Consider the following 25,225-nt stretch of genomic DNA (forward strand, 5'->3'; position numbering starts at 1 on the left):
CCAAACAGGGCGGCCGTCTTTTTGGCACCGTCATGACCACTGAGATAGTGAAGAACGACCTGACGTTTGAAGTCGGTCGAGTATTTTTGCTTTCCCATAGAAACGAAGAACACCTACTCGTTGGGTGTCCAACTTTCGGGGTTCACTTCAAAAGGCGGTTTTTTTATTGTCCCACGACATTGCCCGGCCTAGATCACCCGGGAGAACTGCTGCTGGCGCGCCTTGCTGCGCAGGTAGACATCGAAGCACATGCAGATGTTGCGGATCAACAGCTGACCGGTGGAGACCACCTCCAGCCCCTCTTCGGTCATGCGCACCAGACCGTCGTCGATGAAGGTCTGCAACAGCTTGAGATCCTCGGCAAAATACTCCTTGAACACCAGGCCGTGGGCCTGCTCCACAGCGGCGAAGTTCAGGGAAAAATCGCAGATGAGGCGCTTGATCACCTCACGACGGATCAGATCGTCCCGATTGAGGGAGCACCCCTTCCACTGGGCATGGCCCAGTGACTCGACCTGGGCGTAGTAGGTTTTGAGATCCTTCTGGTTCTGGGAATAGGCATCCCCCATCATGCTGATGGAAGAGACCCCCAGCCCCAGCAGATCGCAATCCCCCTGGGTGGTATAGCCCTGGAAGTTGCGATGCAGCTTGCCCTCGCGCTGGGCGACGGCCAGCTCGTCATCGGGCTTGGCAAAGTGGTCCATGCCGATGAACTGATAACCCTGGCCGGTCAGGAAGGCAATGGTGTCCTGCAGCATGGCCAGCTTCTCCTGCGGCGCCGGCATGTCCGCTTCTTTCAGCTTGTGCTGGGCGGCAAAACGGCTCGGCAGGTGGGCATAGTTGAAGATGGAGAGGCGGGCCGGGTCGGTCTTGAGCACCTCTTCCAGGGTGTGATGGAAGCTCTCCCGGTTCTGGTGCGGCAGACCGTAGATGAGATCCAGATTGGTGGAGCGGAACCCCAGCTCGCGGGCACGGACCAGCATGGCGCGGATGAAGTCGTTGTCCTGCTCCCGATTGACCGCGACCTGGACCGTCTTGTTGAAGTCCTGAACGCCGAGGCTGATGCGGTTGAAACCGAGCTCCCGCAGCACATCCAGCATGGACAATTCGATCTCGCGGGGATCCACCTCGATGCTGATCTCCCCCTCCTCGGCGAAGTGGAAGTGCTCCCGCAACATGGCCATCAGGCGACGAGTCTGGGGGTCGCTCAGATAGGTGGGTGTACCGCCACCCCAGTGCAGCTGGGTGACCAGTCTCTCCTTGAACAGGGGGGCCTGGGCCTTGATCTCCTGTTCGAGGTAGTCGAGGTATTGATCTGCCTTGTGCTGGTGCCGGGTAATGACCTTGTTGCAGCCGCAGTAGTAGCAGAGCTTGTGACAGAAGGGGATGTGCACGTAGAGCGACAGATTGCGTGCAGGATACTGGCCCGCTGCCTGGACAAAGTCCGGATAGCCGAACCCCTCGTTGAACTCCAGCGCAGTGGGATAGGAGGTATAACGCGGACCACTGTAGTTGTATTTTTCGATCAGGGCCTGATCCCACACAATCTGTTCTGCTTGCACGCTTGCTTCCTCTGTCTTTGTCATGGGCTCACCGGCTTAACTGAAAATCCTTCAGTCTGGCGACATCCTCAAGGATCTGCGCCTCCAGCTCGGCCTCGTAGCCGCTGCGTTCGAGATCCATCTTCATCACTTCATTGCGCTTGAGTGCCCGCCTCGCCTCATGGGTCGGCATCTCCTTCACCTTCTCATAGAGGCCGTAGAGCCCCGGGAACTCGGTGGCAAAGGCGCGGCCCCCCTTTATTTGCAAGGCATCCAGCAGATTGGTCAGCCGGATGGCGCCTTCTGAGTAGTCGCACTGACCATCTCGTACCGCGTGGGCGATCACCCTGACACTCTCCAGAATCCGCTCGTTGCGGGCCGCAATGGCGTGCTGCTGCATCTCTTGCTGGCGTTTGAGACGAGCCATCAGGGTGCCGGCATAGACGGCAAGCCCCAGCAAAATCAGGCCACCCAACAGGGCGGCCAGCATCCATCCACTCATCACTTTTTCTTCGGCTCGGGTTTGGCTTCAGGCTGGTAGTCCGCCTGAGAGAAACGCTCCCACAGCTCCTCTTCGGAGGCAGGCTGACTCGGCTCATCAAAATCGGCATCATCAAAATCCATGTCGCCATCTTCGTCATCGTCGTTGTCGATGATGCCGAGCTCGTCCATCAGCTCCTGATAACGGTCAACCCGCTGATCGACCCATGCCTGCTCTGCGGCCTCCAGGGTTTCACCGGCATCCAGACGATCCAGCAAGGCATTGAGGCGATCATCATTCTCGATGGACGCCAGCTCCTGCTCGGGGGTCATCACCACCCGCTTCTCTTTCGCAGGCTTGGTCGCCACCGGCTTGCTGCCCTTCTCGTCGGCAATCAGCGCGATGGGCTTGCGAGAGCCGATGCGTGGATCCTTGGCCTGCTTGGAGCCGCTCTTTTTGCCCGCCTGCTCGACCTGTTGGCGGGAGCCCGCCTTCAGGCCCTTGCGCTTGGCGGCGCGCTTGCGCTCACGACCTTCCTGAGCACTGGCATCTGATTCTTTGCGCTTGCCGGTAGGCTTGCGGTTGGGTTGTTTGGCCGACATGAATGACTCCGACAAATAACTGAATGGAAACCCCCGGAGCGTGTCGTCCGGGGAGGATGCTGAAGCGGGGAACAGTAAATATGGAACAAGAGTGGGATCCCGCACCAATTCGACCACTCTGGGTCGCTAAACACCGCAGGATCGGCATCCTCTGGGCATGTTGCTGGTATTTTGACACAGAATGTCTTGGCGGGTTAATGACCCAATAGAAAAAAGGCAGCCGAAGCTGCCTTTTTCCATCATGCGAGTTCCATTCCCTGGAAGCCAATCGCCTTATCCCTGGGCGAACCACGGCGCATCATTTCGTTGGATCATCCTGATCCTTATTGACCAGTCCTGAGTGTGCGTGTGTTTGTTTGTCTAACCCAAACCGGCGACATCCTGCCTCCCATCGGGGTGGTTGCCTCCCGCAGCCCCGCTCATCCCTGGCGGTCACCATCCTGGCTTTTTGCATCTATTGCTCATCGCATGCTCCGAGCCGACATCCTGTCAAACCGAAGACGGGTCTTGCACCCTCTCTCCGGCCAATCCTGATTGCCTACTGTAACTTCTTCGCCGGATGACTCAATCAACCAAAGCACATTTCGAACTGGTACAAAGTGATTTTTTATTTCTTAATTCATTGAAAAATAAAATATAAAAAAATATACGTGAGCAATCTTTCAGACACGACCAGCCCCGTATATAGAAGATCTCTTACAGCAACGCAGGCTGTTTACGGGCGATTGCTACAACCTCAAAAAAGAACAGGGAACACAATGGTTCCCTGTTCTTTTCAACAAGATAACTAACAGGCTATATCAGTGAAGCCCCGCCACATACTTGGAGAGCGCCTCGATGTCCTGATCCGTCAGCTTCTTGGCCACATCCCGCATCATGCCATTGGGATCGTTGTCGCGGGTCGCCGAACGAAAAGCGGTGAGCTGGGCCTTGATATAGGCGGGATGCTGTCCTGACAGGCTGGGGTACTTCGCTTGCTCGACGCCGGAACCCCGTGGGCCATGACAGGCGGTACAGGCGGCCAGGCCTCGCTCCATGTCTCCCCCCATATAAAGCGCCTTGCCTGCGGCAACTACATCATCGGGCACGGCAACCGGCGTCACCTTCTGGCTGGAGAAATAGGCGGCAAGATCGTCCATATCCTGCTCGGACAACGGCAACGCCATGGGTCCCATGACGGGCGCAACCCGACCAGTTTGGCCAGAAGCTGCAGCCTTCAGTTCAACTAATTGTTTTTTGATATATGATGCGTGCTGACCAGCAATCTTGGGATACATGTCGACTGGGCTGTTGCCGTCCGGTCCATGACAGGCCGCACAGACGGCAGCCTTGGTTTGTCCCGCAGCGGCATCGCCCTTGGCTTGTGCCATCCCAGTTACGCCAACCATCAGAGCAAGTGTAATGACTAGGTTCTTCATGGCGTTCCAACTTTCTCGTTATTAGGCTTCCAGATCCCATGCCGCTGAAGGCATGTTAAAATAAACGCGTTCAAGCGACGCCATTTTACACTATTTCACAAAAAAGTAACTCTATAACCCTCTATCTCTATGGGGAATTTACGTTGGAAACACAAACTCTGAATTTCAATAAGGTGCATTTTGTGACCAGCGCACCCGACATCCGCCACCTGCCAAATGATGGGGGTGTCGAGATTGCGTTTGCCGGTCGTTCCAACGCTGGCAAATCGTCTGCATTGAATACCTTGACCAAGCACAAGAACCTGGCACGTACCAGTAAGACCCCTGGCCGTACTCAGCTGATCAACCTGTTTGAGCTGGAACCGGGCAAACGCCTGGTCGACTTGCCCGGCTATGGATATGCCCAGGTTCCGCTGGAAATGAAGCTCAAGTGGCAAAAGTCACTGGCTGAATACCTGCAACGACGGGAGTCCCTGAAAGGGCTGGTGATCCTGATGGACATCCGCCATCCGCTCAAGGAAACCGACATGAACATGCTGGAATGGAGTTCACACCGTGAACTGCCGGTGATGCTGTTGCTGACCAAGGCGGACAAGTTAAGCCCGGGGCCCCGCAACAACCAGGTGATCAAGGTTCGTCAGGCGGTGGCAGAACTGGGCCCGCAGATCCAGGTTGAAGCATTCTCTTCTCTGACCAATATCGGCGTCGAGAAGCTGGCCCAGACCCTGAGCGGCTGGTACCTGTCCGAAGCAGACAACGCCCAGGTAGACGACGAAGATAATCAGAACGAGGAGTAAACGACTCCTCTCCCTGGCTGCAATTGGCGGAGTTGGACCTCCGCTGATTGAAAGGCTTTCATGATCCCCCCATCTCCGAGCCCTCCCTCCCCGCCTTCGCCACCTCTGAAGAAAAACCTCAAAAAATATATTTAAATCATACTGATAGCATGTTTAGACGCGAAAAGAATTAACTAATCATCAGCCTGATACCGTTTTCATGGATATCGAGTAAAAAATCAGAATTGAAGGCTGTAACAAACGAAACTGAAATTTAATTACACGGTGAGGCAATATAGGGATAAAAATGAGGCCGGTCTTGCCATTGCAAACCGGCCTGAAGAAATGAGTTCAAAAATTTGGGAAAAAGCGAGTTCTCGAGAACAAAGACGATTGGTTTTCCTCAAGAAACGCCTTCATTCTAACAAGGAACGGCAACAATTAAAGCATTTACTCTAAACGTTACTCATAAAAAAACGCCCCGACGATGACTCATCGGGGCTGCTATTCAGCCACATTCAATTACGTGAAATAAAAGGTCTGAAAGATAGAACATCTTACCTCTGTACCCTACGCCGACAACTGTACAGCAAAGCAGCAGAAAGTGAAAGTAATTTATGTAATTTAGTTTCAAGGGTAGGAAAAAGAAAAAATATTCATAATTTTCATGCAGATAAAAAAATCCCCAGTACGAATACCGGGGAGTTATAAAGGTGACTAGCTAGCACTTCCTCAACTATCCAGTTAGTCAGCAGTCCGTTACAGAAGTTCCGCTGCTTTGAGAAAAAACTCAAAAAAATTCTGCGAGTGATGGCAAAGTAAAAGTAACTTATTGTTACGCAATGGTTTTATAAAAATGGCACCTGTTCTGCCACACACCCACCGCAGAACGACCGTTTCACATCACACGTGCCGTGCCGCATCACGAGGGAGCCCTTATCCAGCGATGCAAAATCTCTACATCAGATCTGCCGACCGCCCAATAGAGCGCACTAGCTGGTTCACACGACGCCCAGATTGCGCTGCAACTCTCTCAATACCTGCTTGGTACCGGGCCGGATCCCTCGCCATACGGTAAAAGCCTCCGCAGCCTGTTCGACCAACATGCCCAATCCATCCATGGTATGGCGCGCGCCATGTTGCTTGGCCCAGCCGATGAAGGCTGTGTCCGTTGCGCCATACATCATGTCGTAGATCGCGATGTCCGGGTGGATGAGGGTTGGAGCCAAAGGTGGCAACTCACCTTGCAGACTGGCTGAGGTGGAATTGATGATGAGATCGAACGGCCCCACCAGCTGTTCATAGGATTGAGCCGTGATGCTGCCCAGATCCCTGAATTCCACAGCCAACTGTTCCGCCTTGGCATGGGTACGGTTGACCACAACGATCTCGCCCGGTGCTTCCGCCAGCAGGGGGGCCAGGGCGCCACGAGCTGCGCCACCAGCTCCCAGAAGCAGGATCCTGCTACCGGCAAGGTTCACTCCGTGAGCCTTGAGATCGGCGACCAGCCCGGCGCCGTCGGTATTGTCACCCAGCAGCACGCCATCATCAGTCAGTTTGATGGTGTTGACCGCTCCCGCCCGCTTGGCCCTGGGGCTCAGCCGCTCCACCAGCACGAAGGCTTGCTCCTTGAAAGGTACGGTCACGTTGCACCCCTTCCCTCCTTCGGCGAAGAAGTGGTTCAGAGCGCTGGCAAACTCATCGACGGCCGGTTCTGCCAGACCATACTCCAGCTCTTGCTGGGTCTGCCTGGCAAACAGGGTATGAATGAAGGGAGATTTGCTGTGGCGCACGGGGTGGCCAAAAACCAGATAACGATCCATCAAGGCGTTCCTTTTGAGAGCAATATCCCGATTTAACGGGTTTTCTCATGAAGGAACAAGCCGAATATCGGCCAATAAGAAGGGGCCATCATGGCCCCTCTGGTCACAACCACTCGCGCGGTTTGAGGTAGTCGCTATAGAGCAATGCCTCCGGGCTGCCAGCCTCCGGCTGCCAGTCGTACTCCCAGCGCGCCAGCGGCGGCATCGACATCAGGATGGATTCAGTGCGCCCCCCCGTCTGCAGTCCGAACAGGGTCCCGCGGTCGTAGACCAGATTGAACTCCACGTAGCGGCCACGGCGATAAAGCTGGAACGCCCGTTCCCGCTCCCCATAAGCAAGCTCCTTGCGTCGCTCGACAATCGGCAAGTAGGCCGCCAGGTAACCCTCACCCACTGCACGCATGAAGGCAAAGCAGTCGGCAAAGGGCCAGCGGTTCAGGTCATCGAAGAAAAGCCCACCCACCCCGCGCGTCTCGCCCCGATGCTTGAGGAAGAAGTAACGATCGCACCAGGATTTGAACTCGGGATAAATGTCGGTGCCGAACGGCTGACAGAGCTCATGGGAGACCTGATGCCAATGCCTCACGTCCTCTTCGAACGGATAGAAGGGCGTCAGGTCGAAGCCGCCACCAAACCACCAGATCGGCTCCTCCCCCTCTTTCTCGGCGATGAAGAACCGCACATTCGCATGGCTGGTCGGTACATAGGGATTATGCGGGTGGATCACCAGCGACACCCCCATGGCCTCAAACCTGCGGCCAGCCAGTTCGGGACGATGTGCGGTCGCGGATGCCGGCATGGCATCGCCATAGACATGGGAGAAGTTGACCCCACCTTGCTCGATCACCGCCCCCTGACGCAGCACCCGTGTTCTACCGCCACCACCACCTTCGCGACTCCAGGCATCTTCCACAAAGCGCCCGCATCCATCGGCCTGCTCCAGGCCACGGCAGATATCATCCTGCAATTGCAGCAGGAAGGCTTTTACCTGGGCCACATCCGGTTTGCTCATTTTATCTCCTGTCAGACAGGCATCATGCATGCACTGCCTGCACTTCTCGTATTGTCATGACCTCATCGCACAACCTGCATGAAACAGGGCCGTGCCCAACTCAGGATGGGCGAATGATGGCCCCGGTGCGGGCGTCCTTGATTTCGGACGGGTTGGCTTGCCCCCCGACTTCGCCGGGCAGAATGTAAGCCAGCTGGCTTGCCAGCAGATCGCCAATATCAGCCACCCGGCGAGCGGGCTCCTCACCGGTGAGATTGGCACTGGTGGACACCAGCGGTTTGCCAAATGCCCGGCAAAGCCCTTGCACCTGGGGATGGCCTGTGACCCGCACCGCCAGGGTCTCGAACTGACCGGTCAACCAGGACGGCGTCGTCGCGCGAGCGGGCATGATCCAGGTGAAGGGACCAGGCCAGCTCGCCTGCACGCGAGCAAGCTGCTCATCGCTGAGCTGGCTCAGGTCGATGTAGTCCTGCAATTGCGCCAGATCTGCCGCGATCAGGATCAATCCCTTCTCCACCGGCCGCTGCTTGATGGCCAGCAGCCGCTGCACGGCGGCTTCGGAATCAGGATCACACCCCAGACCAAACACGGCTTCGGTGGCATAGGCGATAACCCCTTCTCCTTGAAGGGCGGCAACCGCTTGTTCAAATTCATTTGGCATAGGCACATGCGACAGCCACGCTGCCGCCTCTCATCACTGGATTGTATGTTGAACCGACATGACGGCATCGGGGCCATCACTGCTGCGATATGGGCTATATCCCTGCTCCTCTTCAGTCATACATTTCGGCTCAGACGCTTGAGTGCATCAGTGAACCGAGCAACCGCAGGGAGCTTGAGATGGCGATCAGGTCAGGATCAGGGCAAGTTGGGCGATGTGCATCGGCTCACAACCTCACGCTGACCAGCAATCCGCCTGCCTGATCATGGGCGGCGAGATTATACCCGCTCAATCTGGTGGGAGCATTTCTTTTGCGGGCAGACCCAGCGCAGGTTTCCCCGCACCTTCTTCTCGATCATGATGCCCCAGCCACACTCGGGACAGGGCATGGGAACCGGCTTGTCATTCACCACATACTTGCAGTGAGGATAGGCGTCACACGAGTAGAACTGTTTGCCATACCGGGACGTGCGGCTCACCAGATGACCTTTACCACACTCCGGGCAGAGGATTTGGGTATCGTCACTCTCCTGAAGGGACTCGATATGCTGACAGGCCGGGTACTGGGTACATCCCACAAACAGACCGTAACGACCCTTCTTGATGGCAAGTGGATGGCCACAATCCGGACAGGACGACCCCTCGAGCACTTTCTCTATGTCGCGGCCAGAGGGGGTGAGGGAGCGAATGTAATCGCAAGCGGGATAGGCTGAACAACCAAGGAAGGGACCGTGCTTGCCCTGGCGGATCACCAGTTCAGCACCACACTGCGGGCACGGCTCGCGCTCGAAGGCATGTTCGTGGGCAGAGAAGAGGTGGTGATCGATCTTTGACATGGGCCGCGCCTTGAAATCCAGATGGCCTGAATTCTACCAGCGCGGCACCGGGCTGTCAGTGGATGACGCCGTCCGACTCGTCAAACACCAGCTCTTCCATCTGCTGGTAGGCGTTTTCGCTGCCTGGTACATTGAACAGCACCATCATGACGACCCACTTCAGATCGTCCAGCTCGATGTCCGGCTTGTCCAGCTCGAGCAACCGTTCGATGCAGATTTCACGGGTTTCGGCATTCAGCACTTGCGCCTGCTCCAGGAACAGTAGGAAACCGCGACATTCAGTACTGAGGCGAACAAGCTCCTGCGGCGCATAGATCCGCATAGAGCCCTGCTGGCTTGCGGTGACATAGACTTCCCGCTCGCTGTCGTGCAGGTTGGCCAGTCGCTCCAGCCAGTTGAGCGCTTTCTCGATCTCGTCCTTGTCGAAACCGGCCCGGCTCAGTTCGTCGGTGAGTTCATCCTGCTCGACCATCACATCTGCATCGCTGTGGATGTAGGTCTCGAAAAGGTACATCAATACATCAAACATGATTCGCCCTCCTCGCTCTGACGTATCCACCGGCTACCGCCATCACTGCACCAACCAGCTCCAGCTCTACCAACCTGCCCAGTACGATATCGACAGGAAGCCGGGCCCGTTCGGCAACGGTATCCACGCTCGTGGTCTCATAATCTACGTTATCCAACAAATCGGCATAAGGCAATTCGCTATTATGCTGCGCCTCGGAAGAACCGTTGGCGGGTCCAGGGGGCAAGACCAGCCTTGGAAACTCTTCCAGGATATCGGCGGCATTCAAGACCAGCTTGGCACCCTGTTGAAGCAGACGGTTGCACCCTGCTGCCTGTGCATTTTGCGGAGCGCCGGGAACGGCAAAGACCTCGCGGCCCTGCTCCAGCGCATAACGGGCCGTGATGAGCGAACCACTCTGTTCTGCCGCTTCCACCACCAGTGTCCCCAGCGACAGGCCACTGATGATACGGTTGCGGCGAGGGAAGTGTTCAGCCAGGGGGCCTTGCTGGGGCGCCAACTCGGAAACAAGCAGACCTTCCTGCTCGAGGATCTGCATCGCCAACCCCTGATGACGCTTGGGGTAGAGACAATCCAGACCGGACCCGAGCACCGCCAGGGTGATTCCGCCCGATGCCAGCGCCTGCTGATGGCAAACGCCATCGATGCCCAACGCGAGGCCGGAGGTGATCGCCAGACCACAGCCCACCAACTCGGCACACAAACGTGTCGCATTGTCTTTGCCGGCATAGGTGGGGTGGCGGGTACCCACCATCGCCAACTGTGGAAGGGAGAGGGATGAGACGTTCCCGCGGCAGTAGAGCAAGAGCGGGGCGCCGGGGATCTCTTTGAGCAGGGCAGGATATGCGGGGTCATCGGGACAGAGGAGGTGATTGCCGGGCTCGGCGGCCCAGCTCAATCCCTGCTCCACGACAGGAAGAGGCCATCTCATCTGCTGAATCTGGGCACTCTGCAGACCAAGAGCTCGCAGGGCGCCATCGTCTGAGTCAAACAGGGTTGTGATGTCACCACCCACATGCGCCAACAGGCGAGCGGCGGTGACCGGGCCTATGCCTGTAACGGCATCCAGCGTCAGCCATAGCGACAACCGCCCCAGTGGCAAGGACACGTCAGAAATTACTGACCTGATAACCAGAGCCGACCAGATCCTGGCTCTGCAGGATAAGACCGTAACTCAATTTGTCGTAGACCTTGAACAGCATGACTCTGGCAACGGCCTCGGCAGGCAGCGATGACTTGCCGGCAGAATAGAACGCCTTGTCATAGACGGATGAATATTCCCGGTATGACACCTTGCCATTCTTGTCCACCATCTCGGCTCCCGGGCGCAGGATCTCGAGCACATCGCCCGGGGCCACCTGATCACGCTCCCCCTTGTTGATGAGTACCACATCAAATTTGCCCCCACCATGTACCTTGCTCGGCAGCTCGATCACATAGCCGGGGGAAATGGAGGGTGCCGCCTTTGGCATGAACACGGCAGAGATGCTCTCCTGCGACGGCAGCGGCATCACCTTGTCGCCCTGATACACCTCACGCCGGTTATGGGTCAGCGTCACTTTGGTGGTGTCGTGGGCAAGGTACTCCTCTGCCCGCACCGTGCCGACAAAAATTGCCTCCTGACCGAGCGACTCGCCGGTATGCTTGTCCTTGTATGCCACCCCCGGGCGATAGAGGCCATAACTCTGGCCCGGGTTCAGGGCTCCTTTCACATAGAGAATGTCGCCCTCCAGCATCCCGACATGCTTGTCATTGTTGCCGAGCACATAGGGCAGGTCCTTGCTCTGCTGATTGTTGGCCAGAATGTGGTCGGTCTGCAGGAAGGGCGCTATCTCACTCAGAGGCAGGGTCGGTATGGGATTGGCCTTGTTTTCATAGCGGTTCTTGGGCGAGAGACGGATGACCTGCTTGCCCCCCTGACTGGCTTTGCCGAGCCGAGGCTCACCATTGACCCAGCTCAGGTGCAGCACGTCACCGGGATAGATCCAGTGGGGATTGGCGATCTGCGGATTGATGTTCCAGAGGCGTGGCCAGAGCCAGGGTTCGGCCAGATACTGGCCCGAGATGTCCCAGAGGGTGTCCCCTTTTTGCACCACATAAGTCTCGGGGTAACCGGATTTGAGCGTCAACTGCTGTGCCATGGCGCCACCGGCCAGGGCTGTCGCCAGGCAGGCGACGACGATTTGCTTCAGATACATAACACTCCCTGTTACTTCTGCACGCAAAGTGTTGCTGTTTTTTGTCGGCGTAAATGACTAGAATTACGTCAATATTGACTGCGTTTATATGAAACTAAAGAAAAAATTATGGCCATTCTAGATGTATTGCGTTTCCCCGATGAGCGTCTGCGCACAGTCGCGGCCCCTGTCGAAGCCTTTACACCCGAGTTACAACACATTGTAGATGATATGTTCGAAACCATGTACGCGGAGGAAGGCATCGGCCTGGCTGCGACCCAGGTCGACATTCATCAGCGCATCATCGTCATCGATGTCTCCGAGAACCGCGAAGAACAGCTGGTGTTGATCAACCCGGAGATCTTGGAGCAGTCCGGCAGCACCGGCATCGAAGAGGGCTGCCTCTCCGTGCCCGGCAACCGTGCTCTGGTTCCGCGCGCCGAGTGGGTCAAGGTCAGGGCGCAAGATCGCCACGGCAACACCTTCGAGCTGGAAGCGGACGATCTGCTCGCCATCTGCATACAACATGAGATGGATCATCTGGTCGGCAAGCTGTTTGTGGATTACTTGTCCCCGCTCAAGCGCCAGCGCATTCGTCAGAAGCTGGAAAAGATGGCCCGTGAAGATCGCAAAGTCCTCTGAGGATCCGCTCCATTGAACAAGCTGAAACTGATTTTTGCCGGTACCCCCGACTTCGCCGCCCGTCATCTGGCGGCGTTGTTGTCTTCCGGCCACGAGGTCGTCGCCGTTTATACCCAGCCGGACAAGCCCGCCGGTCGCGGCCAGAAGCTCACTGCCAGCCCGGTCAAGGAGCTGGCGCTGGCCCACGATCTGCCGGTCTACCAGCCTGCCTCCCTGCGCAATGAAGCGGCGCAGGCCGAACTGGCCGCTCTGGGTGCCGATCTGATGGTCGTCGTGGCTTATGGCCTCATCCTCCCCAAGGCGGTGCTTGATACGCCGCGTCTGGGCTGCATCAACGTGCACGGCTCCCTGCTGCCACGCTGGCGTGGTGCCGCCCCGATTCAACGCTCCATCTGGGCGGGGGATGCCGAAACCGGCGTCACCATCATGCAGATGGACGTGGGGCTGGATACCGGCGCCATGATCCGCAAGGTAACCTGCCCCATCGCCAGTGATGAGACCTCTGCCAGCCTCTATGACAAGCTGGCCGGTCTGGGCCCGCAGGCACTGGTCGATACCCTGGACGCCATGGCTGCCGGCGACACCGCTGCCGAGCCCCAGGACGATGCGCTGGCCAACTACGCCGAGAAGCTCTCCAAGGAAGAGGCCCGCATCGACTGGTCGATGGACGCCGTTGCCATCGAGCGCTGCATCCGAGCCTTCAACCCCTGGCCCATCAGCTGGTTCGACGTCGCCGGACAGACCGTCAAGGTGTGGCAGGCCGAGGTCGTCGCACAGGATCACGGCCAAGCAGCCGGTACCCTGCTCAAGGCCGACAAGCAGGGGATCGAGGTTGCCACCGGTCAGGGGGTGCTGCGCCTGCTGACCCTGCAACCTCCCGGCAAGAAGGCCATGTCCGTTTCGGATCTGCTCAACTCTCGCCGCGATTGGTTTGAACCTGGCACGCAACTGATTTGATCTGGATTGAATTGACACAAGCGGGGCCCTGGCCCCGACTTGTGCATCTAAGGTAACGCTATGAAAACACGCGCACAGGCTGCTCTCGTCATTCAACAGGTGCTGGATCAGGGTCAATCTCTCTCCGCCGTTCTGCCTGCTGCCCAGGAGAAGGTCGCCCCTCGCGATCGCGCCCTCCTGCAAGAACTCTGCTACGGCACCCTGCGCTGGCTGCCCCGCCTCGATGCGGCGGTCAGCGAGATGATGGACAAGCCGCTCAAGAACAAGAGCCGCATCTTCCACTACCTCATTCTGGTCGGCCTTTACCAGCTCATCTATACCCGCATTCCGGCTCACGCCGCCGTGGCCGAGACCGTCAACGCCGTCAAGCTGCTCAAGGGTTCTTCCCTGCGCGGCCTCATCAACGGCGTACTGCGCAACTTCCAGCGCAGCGCCGAAGTGATCCTGCTGCGCATCGACCGCGTCCCCAGCGTCCGCCTCGGCCACCCCGAATGGCTCACCAAGCGCCTGCGTCAGGCCTATCCCGATGACTGGGAGTTCATCATGGAGGCCAACAACCAGCGCCCGCCCATGTGGATCCGCAACAACAGCCAGCGCCAGAGCCGCGAGGCCATGCTGGCCCGCATGAGCGAGGCGGGCATCCCGGCCATGGCCGGTGTGGAAGGGGAAGATTGCATCCTGCTGGAGCACCCCTGCGACGTGACCAAGCTGCCCGGCTTCGAGCAGGGTGACTGCTCGGTGCAGGACGGTGCCGCCCAGCAGGCCGCCGCCCTGCTCGATCCCCAGCCGGGCGAGTGGGTGCTGGACGCCTGCGCCGCCCCCGGCGGCAAAACCGCCCACCTGCTGGAACGCCAGCCGGCCCTTGCCGGCGTGGTTGCCGTCGACGCCGATGACAACCGCCTCAAGCGGGTGCAGGAGAACCTGGATCGCATCGGCCTTCAGGCCCAAGTGATCCACGGTGATGCCAGCACGCCGGAGCTGTGGTGGCCACAGGGGCAGTTCGACCGCATCCTGCTGGATGCCCCCTGCTCCGCCACCGGCGTTATCCGTCGTCACCCCGACATCAAGTGGTTGCGCCGGGATCAGGACATCCGCGAGCTGGCCGAGCTGCAACGCCGCATTCTCGATGCCCTCTGGGGCAAGCTGAAGCAGGGCGGCACCCTACTCTACGCCACCTGCTCCGTGTTGCCGGAAGAGAACCGGGAGCAGATCCGCGCCTTCCTGGCCGATACCCCGGATGCCCGCCTGGTGCCGTTGCATGCAGAAGACACCCCGGCCTGTCCGGGTCGCCAGTTCCTGCCCGGCGAGGCGGAGATGGACGGCTTCTACTATGCCAAGCTCATCAAGCTGTAGGCCAAACCGGCGGATGGCAGGCCCGGTGACGGGCCGCCTCATTACGAAGCAACAACCTTGAGTAAGATGGCCTTATGAAAATCATCATTCTGGGCGCAGGTCAGGTGGGTGGCACCCTGGCCGAGAATCTCGCCGGCGAGAACAACGACATCACCATCGTCGACACCGATAGCGAGCGCCTGCGCGAACTGCAGGACAAATTCGACCTGCGGGTGGTGAACGGCCACGGCGCCCATCCCAGGGTGCTGCGCGAAGCCGGCGCCCAGGATGCCGACATGCTGGTCGCCGTCACCAACAGTGACGAGACCAACATGGTCGCCTGCCAGGTCGCCTACTCCCTGTTCAACACCCCGAACAAGGTGGCGCGCATTCGGTCTCCCGCCTATCTGGTGGAGCGGGATCGCCTGTTCCTGCCCGAATCCGTCCCCGTGGATCACCTGATCGCCCCCGAGCAGTTGGTGACTGACTACGTGCGTCGCCTGATCGAGTATCCGGGGGCGTTGCAGGTGGTGGATTTTGCCGACGGCAAGGTGGGCCTGGTGGCGGTCAAGGCCTATTACGGCGGCCCCCTGGTGGGCAATGCGCTCTCCACTCTGCGAGAACACATGCCCAACATCGAAACCCGGGTCGCCGCCATCTTCCGCCAGGGGCGCTCCATCCGCCCCCAGGGCACCACCATCATCGAAGCCGATGACGAGGTGTTCTTCGTGGCCGCGGCGGGCCATATCCGCGCCGTGATGTCGGAGCTGCAACGCCTCGAGAGCCCCTACCGGCGCATCATGATCGTCGGCGGCGGCAATATCGGCGCCGGCCTCGCCCGCCAGCTAGAGAAGCGCTACAGCGTCAAGCTCATCGAGCGCAACCAGAAGCGGGCGGAGCAGCTCTCCGAGCATCTGGAACACACCATCGTCTTCTGCGGCGATGCGGCGGATCAGGAGCTGCTGGCGGAGGAGCACATCGACCAGATCGACGTCTTCATCGCGGTGACCAACGAGGATGAGGCCAACATCATGTCGGCCCTGCTCGCCAAGAAGATGGGGGCCAAGAAGACCATGGTGCTGATCCAGCGCGGCGCCTACGTGGACCTGGTACAGGGCGGCTCCATCGACATCGCCATTTCCCCCCAGCAGGCCACCATCTCTGCCCTGCTGACCCATGTGCGCCGCGCCGACATCGCCAACGTCTACAGCCTGCGCCGCGGGGCGGCCGAAGCCATCGAGGCGATCGCCCACGGGGACGAGAACACCTCCAAGGTGGTGGGCAAGACGGTGGGCGAGCTGAAGCTGCCCCCGGGCACCACCATAGGCGCAGTGGTGCGCGGTGATGAGGTGCTGATCGCCCACGATCGCACCCAGATACAGCAGGATGACCACGTGGTGATGTTCCTGGTGGACAAGAAGTACATCCCGGAAGTGGAGCGTCTGTTCCAGCCCAGTCCCTTCTTCCTGTAAGCCGGCCATGTCTCTGGCAACGGTATCCGGACCCGGCCCCTTTTCTCAGGAAAGGTCCGGGTCTTTTTTCAATCAACGACCAGGTTATCTTGCATGATCAAGCTGCATCCCATCGTCTTCACGCTCGGGCTGGTGCTCTCCAAGCTGGCGCTCTTCATGTGGCTGCCCACCCTGCTGGCCCTGCTGACCGGTTCAGAAGGTTTCGTCGAATTTCTCAAGTCGGTCTTGATCACCCATGGTGCCGCCCTGCTCTGCCTCCATTACGGTCGCAAGGCAGAGTTTCACCTCGGCGTGCGGGAGATGTTCCTGCTCACCACCTCGGTCTGGGTGGTCGCCTGCGTCTTCGGGGCCCTGCCCTTCGTCTTCATCACCCATATCGACTTTGCCGACGCCTACTTCGAGACCATGTCGGGGGTCACCACCACGGGATCCACCGTGCTGTCGGGGCTGGACGGCATGGCCCACAGCATCCTGCTGTGGCGATCCATCCTGCAGTGGCTGGGCGGGGTCGGCTTCATCGTGATGGCGGTGGCGGTGCTGCCCTACCTCAACGTCGGTGGCATGAAGCTGTTCCAGACCGAGAGCTCCGATTGGTCCGACAAGAGCGCCCCCCGCGCCAAAACGGTGGCCAACAACATAGTGCTGGTCTATCTGGTACTCTCCATGCTCTGCTTCCTCGCCTACTGGGTGAGTGGCATGAACCTGTTCGAAGCGGTCAACCACGCCATGACGACCCTCAGCACCGGCGGCTACTCCACCTCCGATCAATCCATGTCCCACTTCTCCCACGCGGCGCACTGGATAGGCACCCTCTTCATGTTCCTCGGTGGCCTGCCCTTCCTGCTCTATGTGCAGGCTCTCTCCCGCCGTGACAACAGCCTGTTCAAGGATGCCCAGGTGCAGGGCTTCTTCTGGCTGATCGTCTGGGTGACCCTGGTCGTCACCTTCTATCTCTGGGTGAGAGACATCTACGGCTTCATGGATGCCTTGCGCATCAGCAGCTTCAATATCGTCTCCGTGCTTACCACCACGGGTTTCGGACTCGGCGACTTCGGCACCTGGGGCCCGCTCACCACCATTATCTTCATCATCCTGCTGGCACTCGGCGCCTGCTCCGGCTCCACCTCGGGCGGGCTCAAGATCTTTCGGGTCCAGGTGGCCTTCGCCCTGTTCAAGAAACAGATGCGCCAGCTGATGCACCCCTCCGCCGTGTTTCCCCAGAAGTACAACGGCCGTCCGGTCAACGACGCCATCATCCGCTCCCTGATCTCCTTCGTGCTGGTCTACTTCGCCATCATCCTGCTCATCGCCGCCCTGCTCGCCGCCATCGGGCTGGACCCCCTGACCGCCATCTCGGGCTCCATCACCGCCGTGGCCAACGTGGGCCCGGGCATGGGGCCTGTCATCGGTCCCAGCACCAACTTCGCCAGCCTGCCGGATACGGCCAAGTGGATACTGTCGTTCGGCATGCTGCTGGGACGCCTCGAGATCCTGACGGTGGCGGTGCTCTTCTTCCCCTCCTTCTGGAAGCAGTAAGCAGCCGTCCAGGCTGTTGCATGAAACGAAAAGGGCAGCCAATGGCTGCCCTTTTCGTTGTCCCGGCGAATGACGACTCCCCTCAGTCCGCCGACTCCTCCCGCTCCAACGCCCTGTCCACCAGCGCGTCCGGCAAGGGCTTGGTCACCTCGACCCCCAGCTCGCGAAAGCGCTCGGCCTGGGCGATCAGGTTGCCACGACCGTTGACCAGCCGGCCCATCGCCTTGTCGTAGCTCTCCTGCGCCTTGTGCAGGCTGCCACCCAGCTGCTGCATCTCCTCCACGAACAGCCGCAGCTTCTCGTAGAGGCGGCCGGCCCGCTCCGCTATCTGGCGCGAGTTCTGGTTCTGCCGCTCGTAGCGCCACAGGTTCTCTATGGTGCGCAGCGCCACCATCAGGTTGGTGGGGCTCACCAGCAGGATGTTGTGTTCCAGCCCGTAGCGCACCAGGGAAGGGTCCGCTTCCAGGGCAGCGAGGAAGGCAGGCTCCACCGCCACGAACATCAGCACATAGTCCAGGGTGCGCACCCCGGGCAACTGCTGGTAATCCTTGCGGCCCAGCTCGCGGATATGGTTGCGCACCGAGGCGACGTGCTCCTTGAGCGCCACCGCCTTCTCCAGATCATCAGCGGCGTTGTACCAGCGCTCATAGGCTGTCAGCGACACCTTGGCGTCGATGATGATGTCTTTGTCCTGGGGCAAGTGGACGATGACGTCGGGCTGGTAGCGCTTGCCCTTGTCCACCTCGATGTTGACCTGGGTGTGGTACTCGTGGCCTTCGCGCAGGCCGCACTCGGAGAGGATCCGCGCCAGCACCACCTCCCCCCAGTTGCCCTGCTGCTTGCTGTCGCCCTTGAGGGCCCGGGTCAGTGCCGCCGCCTCTTCGGTCATGCGGGCGTTGAGCTCGGCAAGGCGCTCCAGCTCGAACTTGAGGTTGTGGCGCTGGGCCGTCTCCTGGGCGTGGGTCTCTCCCACCTGGCGGCGAAAGCCCTCGAGCTGCTCCTTGAGTGGAGTCAGCAGGAGATCCATGCTGTTCTGATTCAGTTCGCGGAAGTTGCCGGCATTTTGTTCAAAGATACGATTGGCGAGGTTCTCGAACTGCTGACTGAGGCGCTGCTCAGCCTCTTGTTGCAGTTGCAGCTTCTCGGCGCTGGCGATGCGTTCGCTGCGCAGGGTCGCCTCGGCTTCCTTGAGACGGGCGGTGAGCTTGAGCAGCAGGGTCTGCTGCTGATCCAGCTTCTGCTGAGCCAGCATCTTCTCGTCCTGCAGCGCGTCCCAGCGATCCTGCAACCCCTGATAACGCTCCTCCAGCAGCAGCGCCTCTTCACGGCCGCTGCGTCGCCCCCACCACCAGCCGAACAGCAGCGCCAGCCCGCCAGCCAGCATGGCAGGCCACCAGGTCAGCAGAGGGGTCATCGGCGCCCCCGCTGGCGCAGGAAGAGTTCGAGATAGCGGTTGAGCAGCAACCAGATCAGCACATAGAGCAGATAGGCCGCCAGCACCACCCACTTGTGGCTGTTGACCCCGGTATCCAGTTCACTGAACTCGATACCCTTGAGATGGCAGTAGGCCCACATCAGCAGGGGGAAGACATAGAGCAGAGAAGCACGCCACAGAAATAGCCACATGAGTTCATTCAATCCCGCAAAAAGACCCGCCTAGCTTACACAAGGGCAACCCGGCTTGCGATCCTGCCCGCCGCTATTCTCTGGCTTGCCGGCCTAAAACTGGATAAAATTAACCCCTAATAGGTATAGGGGTGGGCATGACGCATTTTTTCTGTCGCTGGCTGGCACACGCATGGGGGAGCCCCCGCAGACCCGAGGTGGTCTGCCATGAGGCACGCCCGCCCTGGGCCATCGACGAGTCCCAGTTCCTCACCCTCTGCACCCGTTGTGGCGACTGCTTCAAGGCGTGTCCCAACGGCCTCATCAAGCCCGCCGATCGCCCCGAATATGACGGCAGCCCCATCGCCGGTACCCCAGTGCTGGATCTCGCCTGTGGCCAGTGCAGCTATTGCGGCAGCTGCGCCAGAGCCTGCCCCACGGGCGCACTGGATCTCTGCCTCGGCCGCCAGGTGCAGACCCGGGTCAGGATAGAGGCGAGCTGCCAGGCCCGTCAGGGCTACTACTGTCTGCTGTGCGAAGATGCCTGCCCCCAGCAGGCGATCAAGGTCGGCAGCGAGGGAGTAACCGTCAACATGGCCGCCTGCGATGGCTGCGGCGCCTGCGGCCTTGCCTGTCTGCACGGAGCCATCACCCTTGTGCCCCAGCTCTGACCGCCAGCAATGACAGAGGGGCCCGCAGGCCCCTCTGTCATTCACCGTGGCATCATGCCATGGTCAGGATATTATCCTGCTCTATGCCGAGAAGGTGGCACAGACGAGTGGGATCCCGCACCGCATCCGCCAAAGTGTACTCCCCCAGTACCTCGAGGAAGGCGTGCATGGCGCGGCGTAGAATGCCCTGGATGCGGCAGCCCCCGGAGAGACGGCAGTTTTCGCGCTTGCAGTCCACCGGGCAGAGCACGTGCTCCATGTCCATCACCACATCGCGCAGGTTGATGGAGACGGCGGCACGGCCGAGGCGGATGCCCCCATGCTTGCCACGCACCGTCTCGATGTAACCCTTGATGCCGAGCTGATGCACTATCTTGACCACGTGATTGCGGGAGATGGCGAAGGTGTCGGCCACTTCCGTGATGGTCGACAGGCGATCACCGGGCTGGATGGCCAGGAAGGTCAGGGTACGCAGGGCGTAGTCGGTAAATCGTGTCAGTTGCATGGTCGCACTTGCCTCTTACTACAAGCCAGAAATCAGGACGACAGCCGGTGGCCAAAGAGGGGGTCTGCACATGCGTGTGCACGGGATGGGCTTCTTCGACCGAGTCGTGAAGTCACAAGGGTAAGAGCAGCCCGGGCGGGTGTCGACGAAGATGTACATAAATCGACACTTTCTTTGATTGATCGCAAACTTGCCGCCTCAGCGAGGGGTTTTGGCGGTTTCCGTCGACAAAACCCCACCTCCTCTGCCATCGCCGGAGCCGTTGTCCGGCGAGTTCAGTGGGGCTGTTTCAGCCAGTTGCGCAGCGCCTGGGAGGGGATGGAGCTCTCGGAGGCCACCGCGAAGGCGCCCCAGTCCACGGCGCACTGCAACGCATCGGCCATGGCCATGCCCCGCGCAAGACCGTGGATGAGGCCGCCCGCGAAGGCATCCCCCGCCCCCGTGGTATCCACCACGGAGACCGGTCGCGCCGCCACCCTGACCTGCTCCTCCCCGTGAATGGCCACGGCGCCCACCTTGCCCTCGGTCAGCACCAGCCATTCAAGCTGCTCCCCCGCGAGCTGGCGGGCATGCTGCCAGGGGTCGCTCACCTCGCCGAGATCGGAGCGGGAGGCCACCAGCACGTGGCAGGGGCGGCGGGCCTGCCCCCCCTTGGGATACTGGGCCACCACGAAACTCTTGGCGAGCATCTGGCGCATGTAGCCCACGATGGCGGTGCCCGGATAGTTCACATAGAGGCAGTCCACCCCTTCGGTCGGCAGATCCCCCGGCAGATCCGGACGACGTGGGCGCCTGAGAATGGTGCGCTCACCGGTGGCGTCCACCAGCACCAGCAGCTCGCCGGTCTCGCCGCCAAAGCGTTCCACATGGCTGCAATCCAGGCCGTATGAGGCCGCCTGCTCCAGCAGCCAGTCACCGGTGTCGTCCAGCCCGACCCGGGAGGCGATGATCACCTCGTGCCCCGCCCACACCAGTCCGATGCCGGTATTGGCGGCGCCGCCGCCGAGCCTGCGCCCCTGATCCACGTATTGCAGCCGCGCCCCCGCCACCAGGGGTTCGGCCAGGGAGAGCACATGATCACAGTTGAGATTGGCGAGCAGCAGGATGCGGGACATGGAAACCTCGGCGGGAGGAGGCCGGCCCCCCGGGGTGCCGGCACAGAAACGGAAGCGGGATCAGTAGACGGGCAGCTCCACCCCTGACAACAGCTCGTCGATGCGCGCCTGGGTCGGCTGCTGCATCACGTTCTGGATCATCTCCTTGGTGAGATGGGGGGAGAAGGAGCTGATGAAGTCATACATGTAGTTCTGCAAGAGGATGCTCTTGCTGAAGCAGATCTGGGCCGGGCAGGGCTCGAACAGGTGCTCCAGATTGATGGCCACGAGGCCGGGGGCATCGCTATCGTTGGCCACCAGGGAGGAGATGATGCCGATGCCAAAGCCCAGCTCCACGTAGCGCTTGATGACGCCGGCATCCATCACCGTCATGTAGTAGTTGGGAGTGAGGCCAGCCGCCTGGAACACCTTGTCCTGCACCTGACGCCCGGTGGCGCCGCTCTCGTAGCTCAGGATGGGATACTGGCAGAGCTGCTCCAGGGTCGGCTTCTTCACCTTGGCCAGGGGGTGCTCCTGGGGCACCACCAGGGAGAGGGTCCAGAGGTAGGCGGGCAGCGCGATCAGCTCCTTGTCGAAGCCTATCTCGTGGGCCACGATGGAAAAATCCGAGTATCCCTTGCTGATCTGCTCCTTGGTGGCGGACATCACAGGATGCAGGTGGAATGAGATCTTGGGGTACTTTTTGGTGAAGTAGGTGACGCTTTTCGGCAGCAGGTAGCGGGCGATGGTGTGGGTGGTGTGGATGTTGAGGGTGCCCACGGTCGGATCCAGGTATTCCCGGGAGATGGCCTTGATCTTGCTCTCGATATTGAGCATGGCCTCGGCACACTTGATGATCTCCTCCCCCACCGGGGTGATCCGGTGCAGGTGCTTGCCGCGGCGCTCGAAGATGCGCACCCCCAGCTCGCTCTCCAGCAAGCCGATCTGCTTGCTCACCCCAGGCTGGCTGGTATAGAGCGCATCGGAGGCAACGGAGACGTTGAGATTGTGGTCCCGCACCGCGATCAGATACTTCAACTGCTGTAGTTTCAAGGTTGCCCCCTCACAGACTGACGCGGCGCTCGTCGATGGACTAGGCCGCCAAAAATGGCGGCCAGTGTATCATCCGGACTGGGCATATCGCCGCTTGATCCTTCATTTTGCTACAAAATCTAGCATCAGCGCGGTGGATATGACAAACGGGGTTCAGCGCACGTCGGCCCCGATCGGCAGGATGCCGAGGAACTGCAGCAGCCACTGCATCATGGTGGCGGAATCCACCTCCCCTTCCAGGGAAGAGAGACTGCTCTGGTAATGCGCATCGGGCAGCCTGTCCCGTCGCCGCTCGATCAGGGCCCGGTTGTACGCCACCGAGAATTCAGGGTGCCCCTGGATGGCGACGATGTGATCCCCCTGCAGGAACATGAAGTTGGGGCAGAAGTCGTTGCCCGCGAGCAGGGTCGCCCCCGGCGGAAGCTGCTCCACCTGATCCTGGTGGCTTGCCAGGATGCGGATGGTGTCCAGACCCGGCGCCATCCAGGGTTTTGTCGTCTGCATGGCATGGACCGACACCCCCAGCCCCCACCCCTTGGTGGACTTCATTACCTCCCCTCCCAGCGCCTGGGCGATCACCTGATGGCCGAAGCAGACCCCGGCCAGCTTGACGTTGGCATCGTGGGCCCGGCGGATCCAGTCGCGCAGCGCCAGGATCCAGGGGATGTCGCTGTAGGCATCGTGGCGCGAGCCGGTGATGAGCCAGGCATCGCATTCGGTCAGATCCGGGGGCAGATCGCCGTCGAGGGCGGACCAGACCCGAAATTCCAGCTCGGGGGCCAACGCCCGGAAACCCTTGATAAACATCTCGGAGTAAACGGGACCAAAATCCCCCACCAAATCGGGGTCCAGCCGGTCACAATCGAGAATACCCAGTCGCATCTGTTACTCCTTGACAGAAGCGCCCCCGCAGACCGGCGGCCTGCGGGGGCAAGAGATTAAAGCCATGGCAGCAAGCCGGTGGCTCACTTCATGGTCGGCATGGAGAACTCGGCGCCGGCGCGCAGGCTCTGGGGCCAGCGGGCGGTCACCGTCTTCATCCGGGTGTAGAAGCGCACCCCATCCGGCCCGTGCATGTTGAGCGGCCCGAAGATGGACCGTTTCCAGCCACCGAAGCTGTGAAACGCCATGGGCACCGGAATGGGAACGTTCACCCCTACCATACCGACCTGAACCCGCGTGGTGAAGTCCCTTGCGGTATCTCCGTCACCGGTGAAGATGGCGGTGCCGTTGCCGTACTCGTGTTCGTTGATGAGGCGCAGGGCCGTCTCGTAGTCCGGGGCCCGCACGATGGCGAGCACGGGGCCGAAGATCTCCTCCCGGTAGATGCGCATCTCGGGGCCGACCCGATCGAACAGGCTGCCCCCGATGAAGTAGCCCTCGCCATGGCTCAGGCCCCGGCCATCCACCACCAGCTCGGCCCCCTCGGCCACTCCCTGATCCACGTAGCCGCGCACCTTGGCCAGGTGTTCCCGGCTGATGAGGGGCCCCATCTCGTTCTCCGGACTCTGACCGAGGCCGGGGCCGACCCGCAGGGCCGCCACCAGGGGCGAGAGCTTCGCCACCAGGGCATCGGCGGTCTCGTCACCCACCACCACGGCCACCGAGATCGCCATGCAACGCTCGCCCGCCGCGCCATAGGCGGCCCCCATCAGGGCGGAAACTGCCTGATCCAGATTGGCATCCGGCATGACCACCATGTGGTTCTTGGCGCCGCCCAGGGCCTGCACCCGCTTGCCGTGGGCCGAAGCGGTGGCATAGATGTACTGGGCGATGGGGGTGGAGCCGACAAACGACACGGCACCGACCCTCGGGTCGGTCAGCAGCACGTCCACCACCTCCTTGTCGCCGTTGACCACGTTGAGCACCCCGTCCGGCAGGCCCGCCTGCTTGAGCAGTTCGGCCATGCGCAGAGAGAGGGACGGATCCTTCTCCGAGGGCTTGAGGATAAAGGTGTTGCCGCAGGCCAGGGCCACCGGGAACATCCAGAGCGGCACCATGGCAGGGAAGTTGAACGGGGTGATGCCGGCGCAGACCCCCACCGGCTGCATCATGGAGTGACTGTCCACCCCGCGGCCCACGTTGAGGGAGTGCTCCCCCTTGAGCAGGTGGGGAATGCCGCAGGCAAACTCCACCACCTCCAGCCCCCGAGTCAGCTCCCCCTGGGCGTCGGAGAAGACCTTGCCGTGCTCGCGGCTGATGAGCTGGGCCAGCTCGTCCCTGTGCTGCTCCATCAGCTCCTTGAAGCGAAACAGCACCCGGGCCCGCACCAGCGGCGGGGTCTGGGACCACTCCCCAAAGGCGCGCTCGGCGCAGGCAATCGCCTCGGCACACTCGTCGGCCGTGCTGAGAACGACGGAGCCCTGCTGCTGGCCGGTGGCCGGATTGAAGATGGCACCGAAACGCTCGCTGCGACTCTCGGTCGTCTCGCCGTCGATGAAGTTGTCGATCCTGTAACTCATAAATCCTCCGTGATGGGTCATCCGTCCTCCCCTCGCCGCG

The 25,225-nt window shown here is 60.4% G+C and carries 25 protein-coding genes; 7 read left to right on the plus strand and 18 right to left on the minus strand.

The window, feature by feature from the left end; genetic code table 11:
• Positions 1-188: 188 nt before the first annotated feature.
• The 4 genes from hemN to PG883_RS06560 all read right to left on the minus strand — a co-directional run bounded on the left by hemN (position 189) and on the right by PG883_RS06560 (position 4,042).
• Positions 189-1,562: an oxygen-independent coproporphyrinogen III oxidase gene (gene hemN, locus PG883_RS06545; RefSeq protein WP_104453196.1), complete on the minus strand. Its 1,374-nt coding sequence runs from the start codon at positions 1,560-1,562 to the stop codon at positions 189-191.
• A 28-nt stretch (positions 1,563-1,590) separates the two neighbouring features.
• Positions 1,591-2,031, minus strand: coding sequence for a DUF2489 domain-containing protein (locus PG883_RS06550; protein WP_039039514.1), 441 nt, complete (start codon positions 2,029-2,031; stop codon positions 1,591-1,593).
• 11 nt (positions 2,032-2,042) lie between these two features.
• The gene (gene yihI / locus PG883_RS06555) at positions 2,043-2,624 is read right to left on the minus strand and encodes a Der GTPase-activating protein YihI (RefSeq protein WP_039039515.1); all 582 of its coding nucleotides are present in this window, start codon (positions 2,622-2,624) and stop codon (positions 2,043-2,045) included.
• An 800-nt stretch (positions 2,625-3,424) separates the two neighbouring features.
• Positions 3,425-4,042 (minus strand): c-type cytochrome, encoded by a 618-nt coding sequence (locus PG883_RS06560; protein ID WP_042882257.1) that lies wholly within the window; start codon positions 4,040-4,042, stop codon positions 3,425-3,427.
• 143 nt (positions 4,043-4,185) lie between these two features.
• Here PG883_RS06560 and yihA point away from each other — a divergent pair, with 143 nt between their 5' ends.
• Positions 4,186-4,839: a ribosome biogenesis GTP-binding protein YihA/YsxC gene (gene yihA, locus PG883_RS06565; protein ID WP_042882255.1), complete on the plus strand. Its 654-nt coding sequence runs from the start codon at positions 4,186-4,188 to the stop codon at positions 4,837-4,839.
• Between the two features lie 980 nt (positions 4,840-5,819).
• On the opposite strand, the gene aroE is transcribed toward yihA, so the two are convergent.
• The 7 genes from aroE to PG883_RS06600 all read right to left on the minus strand — a co-directional run bounded on the left by aroE (position 5,820) and on the right by PG883_RS06600 (position 11,877).
• On the minus strand, positions 5,820-6,641 hold the full coding sequence (aroE, locus tag PG883_RS06570) for a shikimate dehydrogenase (RefSeq protein ID WP_041214090.1): 822 nt from the start codon (positions 6,639-6,641) through the stop codon (positions 5,820-5,822).
• 103 nt (positions 6,642-6,744) lie between these two features.
• Entirely contained in the window at positions 6,745-7,653 is a 909-nt protein-coding gene (hemF, locus tag PG883_RS06575) for an oxygen-dependent coproporphyrinogen oxidase (RefSeq protein WP_103244068.1), read from the minus strand.
• Between the two features lie 100 nt (positions 7,654-7,753).
• Complete coding sequence (locus tag PG883_RS06580; RefSeq protein WP_039039520.1) at positions 7,754-8,314, minus strand: Sua5/YciO/YrdC/YwlC family protein; 561 nt, start codon at positions 8,312-8,314, stop codon at positions 7,754-7,756.
• A 278-nt stretch (positions 8,315-8,592) separates the two neighbouring features.
• Positions 8,593-9,150 carry a DNA topoisomerase family protein gene (locus tag PG883_RS06585; protein ID WP_042015238.1) on the minus strand — a complete coding sequence of 186 codons (558 nt, stop codon included), beginning with the start codon at positions 9,148-9,150 and terminating at the stop codon, positions 8,593-8,595.
• A 55-nt stretch (positions 9,151-9,205) separates the two neighbouring features.
• Positions 9,206-9,679 (minus strand): DUF494 family protein, encoded by a 474-nt coding sequence (locus PG883_RS06590; protein ID WP_010672510.1) that lies wholly within the window; start codon positions 9,677-9,679, stop codon positions 9,206-9,208.
• Complete coding sequence (gene dprA, locus PG883_RS06595) at positions 9,672-10,787, minus strand: DNA-processing protein DprA (RefSeq protein ID WP_270807046.1); 1,116 nt, start codon at positions 10,785-10,787, stop codon at positions 9,672-9,674. Before dprA ends, PG883_RS06590 begins: the two co-directional genes overlap by 8 nt.
• 1 nt (position 10,788) lies before the next feature.
• Complete coding sequence (locus tag PG883_RS06600) at positions 10,789-11,877, minus strand: LysM peptidoglycan-binding domain-containing protein (RefSeq protein ID WP_227263118.1); 1,089 nt, start codon at positions 11,875-11,877, stop codon at positions 10,789-10,791.
• Between the two features lie 108 nt (positions 11,878-11,985).
• Here PG883_RS06600 and def point away from each other — a divergent pair, with 108 nt between their 5' ends.
• From def to PG883_RS06625, 5 genes are all read left to right on the plus strand, one after another.
• Positions 11,986-12,498, plus strand: coding sequence for a peptide deformylase (def, locus tag PG883_RS06605; RefSeq protein WP_010672507.1), 513 nt, complete (start codon positions 11,986-11,988; stop codon positions 12,496-12,498).
• A 12-nt stretch (positions 12,499-12,510) separates the two neighbouring features.
• Positions 12,511-13,455, plus strand: coding sequence for a methionyl-tRNA formyltransferase (gene fmt / locus PG883_RS06610; protein ID WP_042015233.1), 945 nt, complete (start codon positions 12,511-12,513; stop codon positions 13,453-13,455).
• Positions 13,456-13,515: 60 nt separating this feature from the next.
• Positions 13,516-14,808: a 16S rRNA (cytosine(967)-C(5))-methyltransferase RsmB gene (gene rsmB, locus PG883_RS06615; protein WP_270807047.1), complete on the plus strand. Its 1,293-nt coding sequence runs from the start codon at positions 13,516-13,518 to the stop codon at positions 14,806-14,808.
• Positions 14,809-14,882: 74 nt separating this feature from the next.
• Positions 14,883-16,259, plus strand: a complete 1,377-nt coding sequence (gene trkA / locus PG883_RS06620) for a Trk system potassium transporter TrkA (RefSeq protein WP_010672504.1) — start codon at positions 14,883-14,885, stop codon at positions 16,257-16,259.
• 93 nt (positions 16,260-16,352) lie between these two features.
• The gene (locus PG883_RS06625) at positions 16,353-17,795 is read left to right on the plus strand and encodes a TrkH family potassium uptake protein (protein ID WP_103259325.1); all 1,443 of its coding nucleotides are present in this window, start codon (positions 16,353-16,355) and stop codon (positions 17,793-17,795) included.
• Positions 17,796-17,877: 82 nt separating this feature from the next.
• Here the strand turns inward: PG883_RS06625 and rmuC are convergent, their stop codons facing one another.
• Both rmuC and PG883_RS06635 read right to left on the minus strand, forming a co-directional pair.
• Complete coding sequence (gene rmuC / locus PG883_RS06630) at positions 17,878-19,209, minus strand: DNA recombination protein RmuC (RefSeq protein WP_200163858.1); 1,332 nt, start codon at positions 19,207-19,209, stop codon at positions 17,878-17,880.
• The gene (locus PG883_RS06635) at positions 19,206-19,421 is read right to left on the minus strand and encodes a hypothetical protein (protein ID WP_010672501.1); all 216 of its coding nucleotides are present in this window, start codon (positions 19,419-19,421) and stop codon (positions 19,206-19,208) included. Before PG883_RS06635 ends, rmuC begins: the two co-directional genes overlap by 4 nt.
• Positions 19,422-19,558: 137 nt before the next feature.
• Between PG883_RS06635 and PG883_RS06640 the strand changes: the two genes are divergently transcribed.
• On the plus strand, positions 19,559-20,071 hold the full coding sequence (locus PG883_RS06640) for a ferredoxin-type protein NapF (RefSeq protein WP_010672500.1): 513 nt from the start codon (positions 19,559-19,561) through the stop codon (positions 20,069-20,071).
• Between the two features lie 52 nt (positions 20,072-20,123).
• On the opposite strand, the gene PG883_RS06645 is transcribed toward PG883_RS06640, so the two are convergent.
• From PG883_RS06645 to PG883_RS06665, 5 genes are all read right to left on the minus strand, one after another.
• Positions 20,124-20,576 (minus strand): Rrf2 family transcriptional regulator, encoded by a 453-nt coding sequence (locus PG883_RS06645; protein WP_010672499.1) that lies wholly within the window; start codon positions 20,574-20,576, stop codon positions 20,124-20,126.
• 275 nt (positions 20,577-20,851) lie between these two features.
• Positions 20,852-21,691, minus strand: a complete 840-nt coding sequence (locus PG883_RS06650) for a PfkB family carbohydrate kinase (protein ID WP_200163857.1) — start codon at positions 21,689-21,691, stop codon at positions 20,852-20,854.
• Between the two features lie 60 nt (positions 21,692-21,751).
• Positions 21,752-22,723: a LysR substrate-binding domain-containing protein gene (locus PG883_RS06655; RefSeq protein ID WP_029313477.1), complete on the minus strand. Its 972-nt coding sequence runs from the start codon at positions 22,721-22,723 to the stop codon at positions 21,752-21,754.
• Positions 22,724-22,876: 153 nt separating this feature from the next.
• A complete protein-coding gene (locus PG883_RS06660) occupies positions 22,877-23,605 on the minus strand; it encodes a glutamine amidotransferase-related protein (protein ID WP_042882239.1) in 729 nt (242 codons plus the stop codon).
• A gap of 83 nt (positions 23,606-23,688) precedes the next feature.
• Entirely contained in the window at positions 23,689-25,185 is a 1,497-nt protein-coding gene (locus PG883_RS06665; RefSeq protein ID WP_039039524.1) for a CoA-acylating methylmalonate-semialdehyde dehydrogenase, read from the minus strand.
• Positions 25,186-25,225 lie beyond the last annotated feature (40 nt).

This window comes from Aeromonas sp. QDB25 (genome assembly GCF_027707725.1).
In the GTDB taxonomy this organism is placed as follows: Bacteria; Pseudomonadota; Gammaproteobacteria; order Enterobacterales; family Aeromonadaceae; genus Aeromonas; species Aeromonas caviae.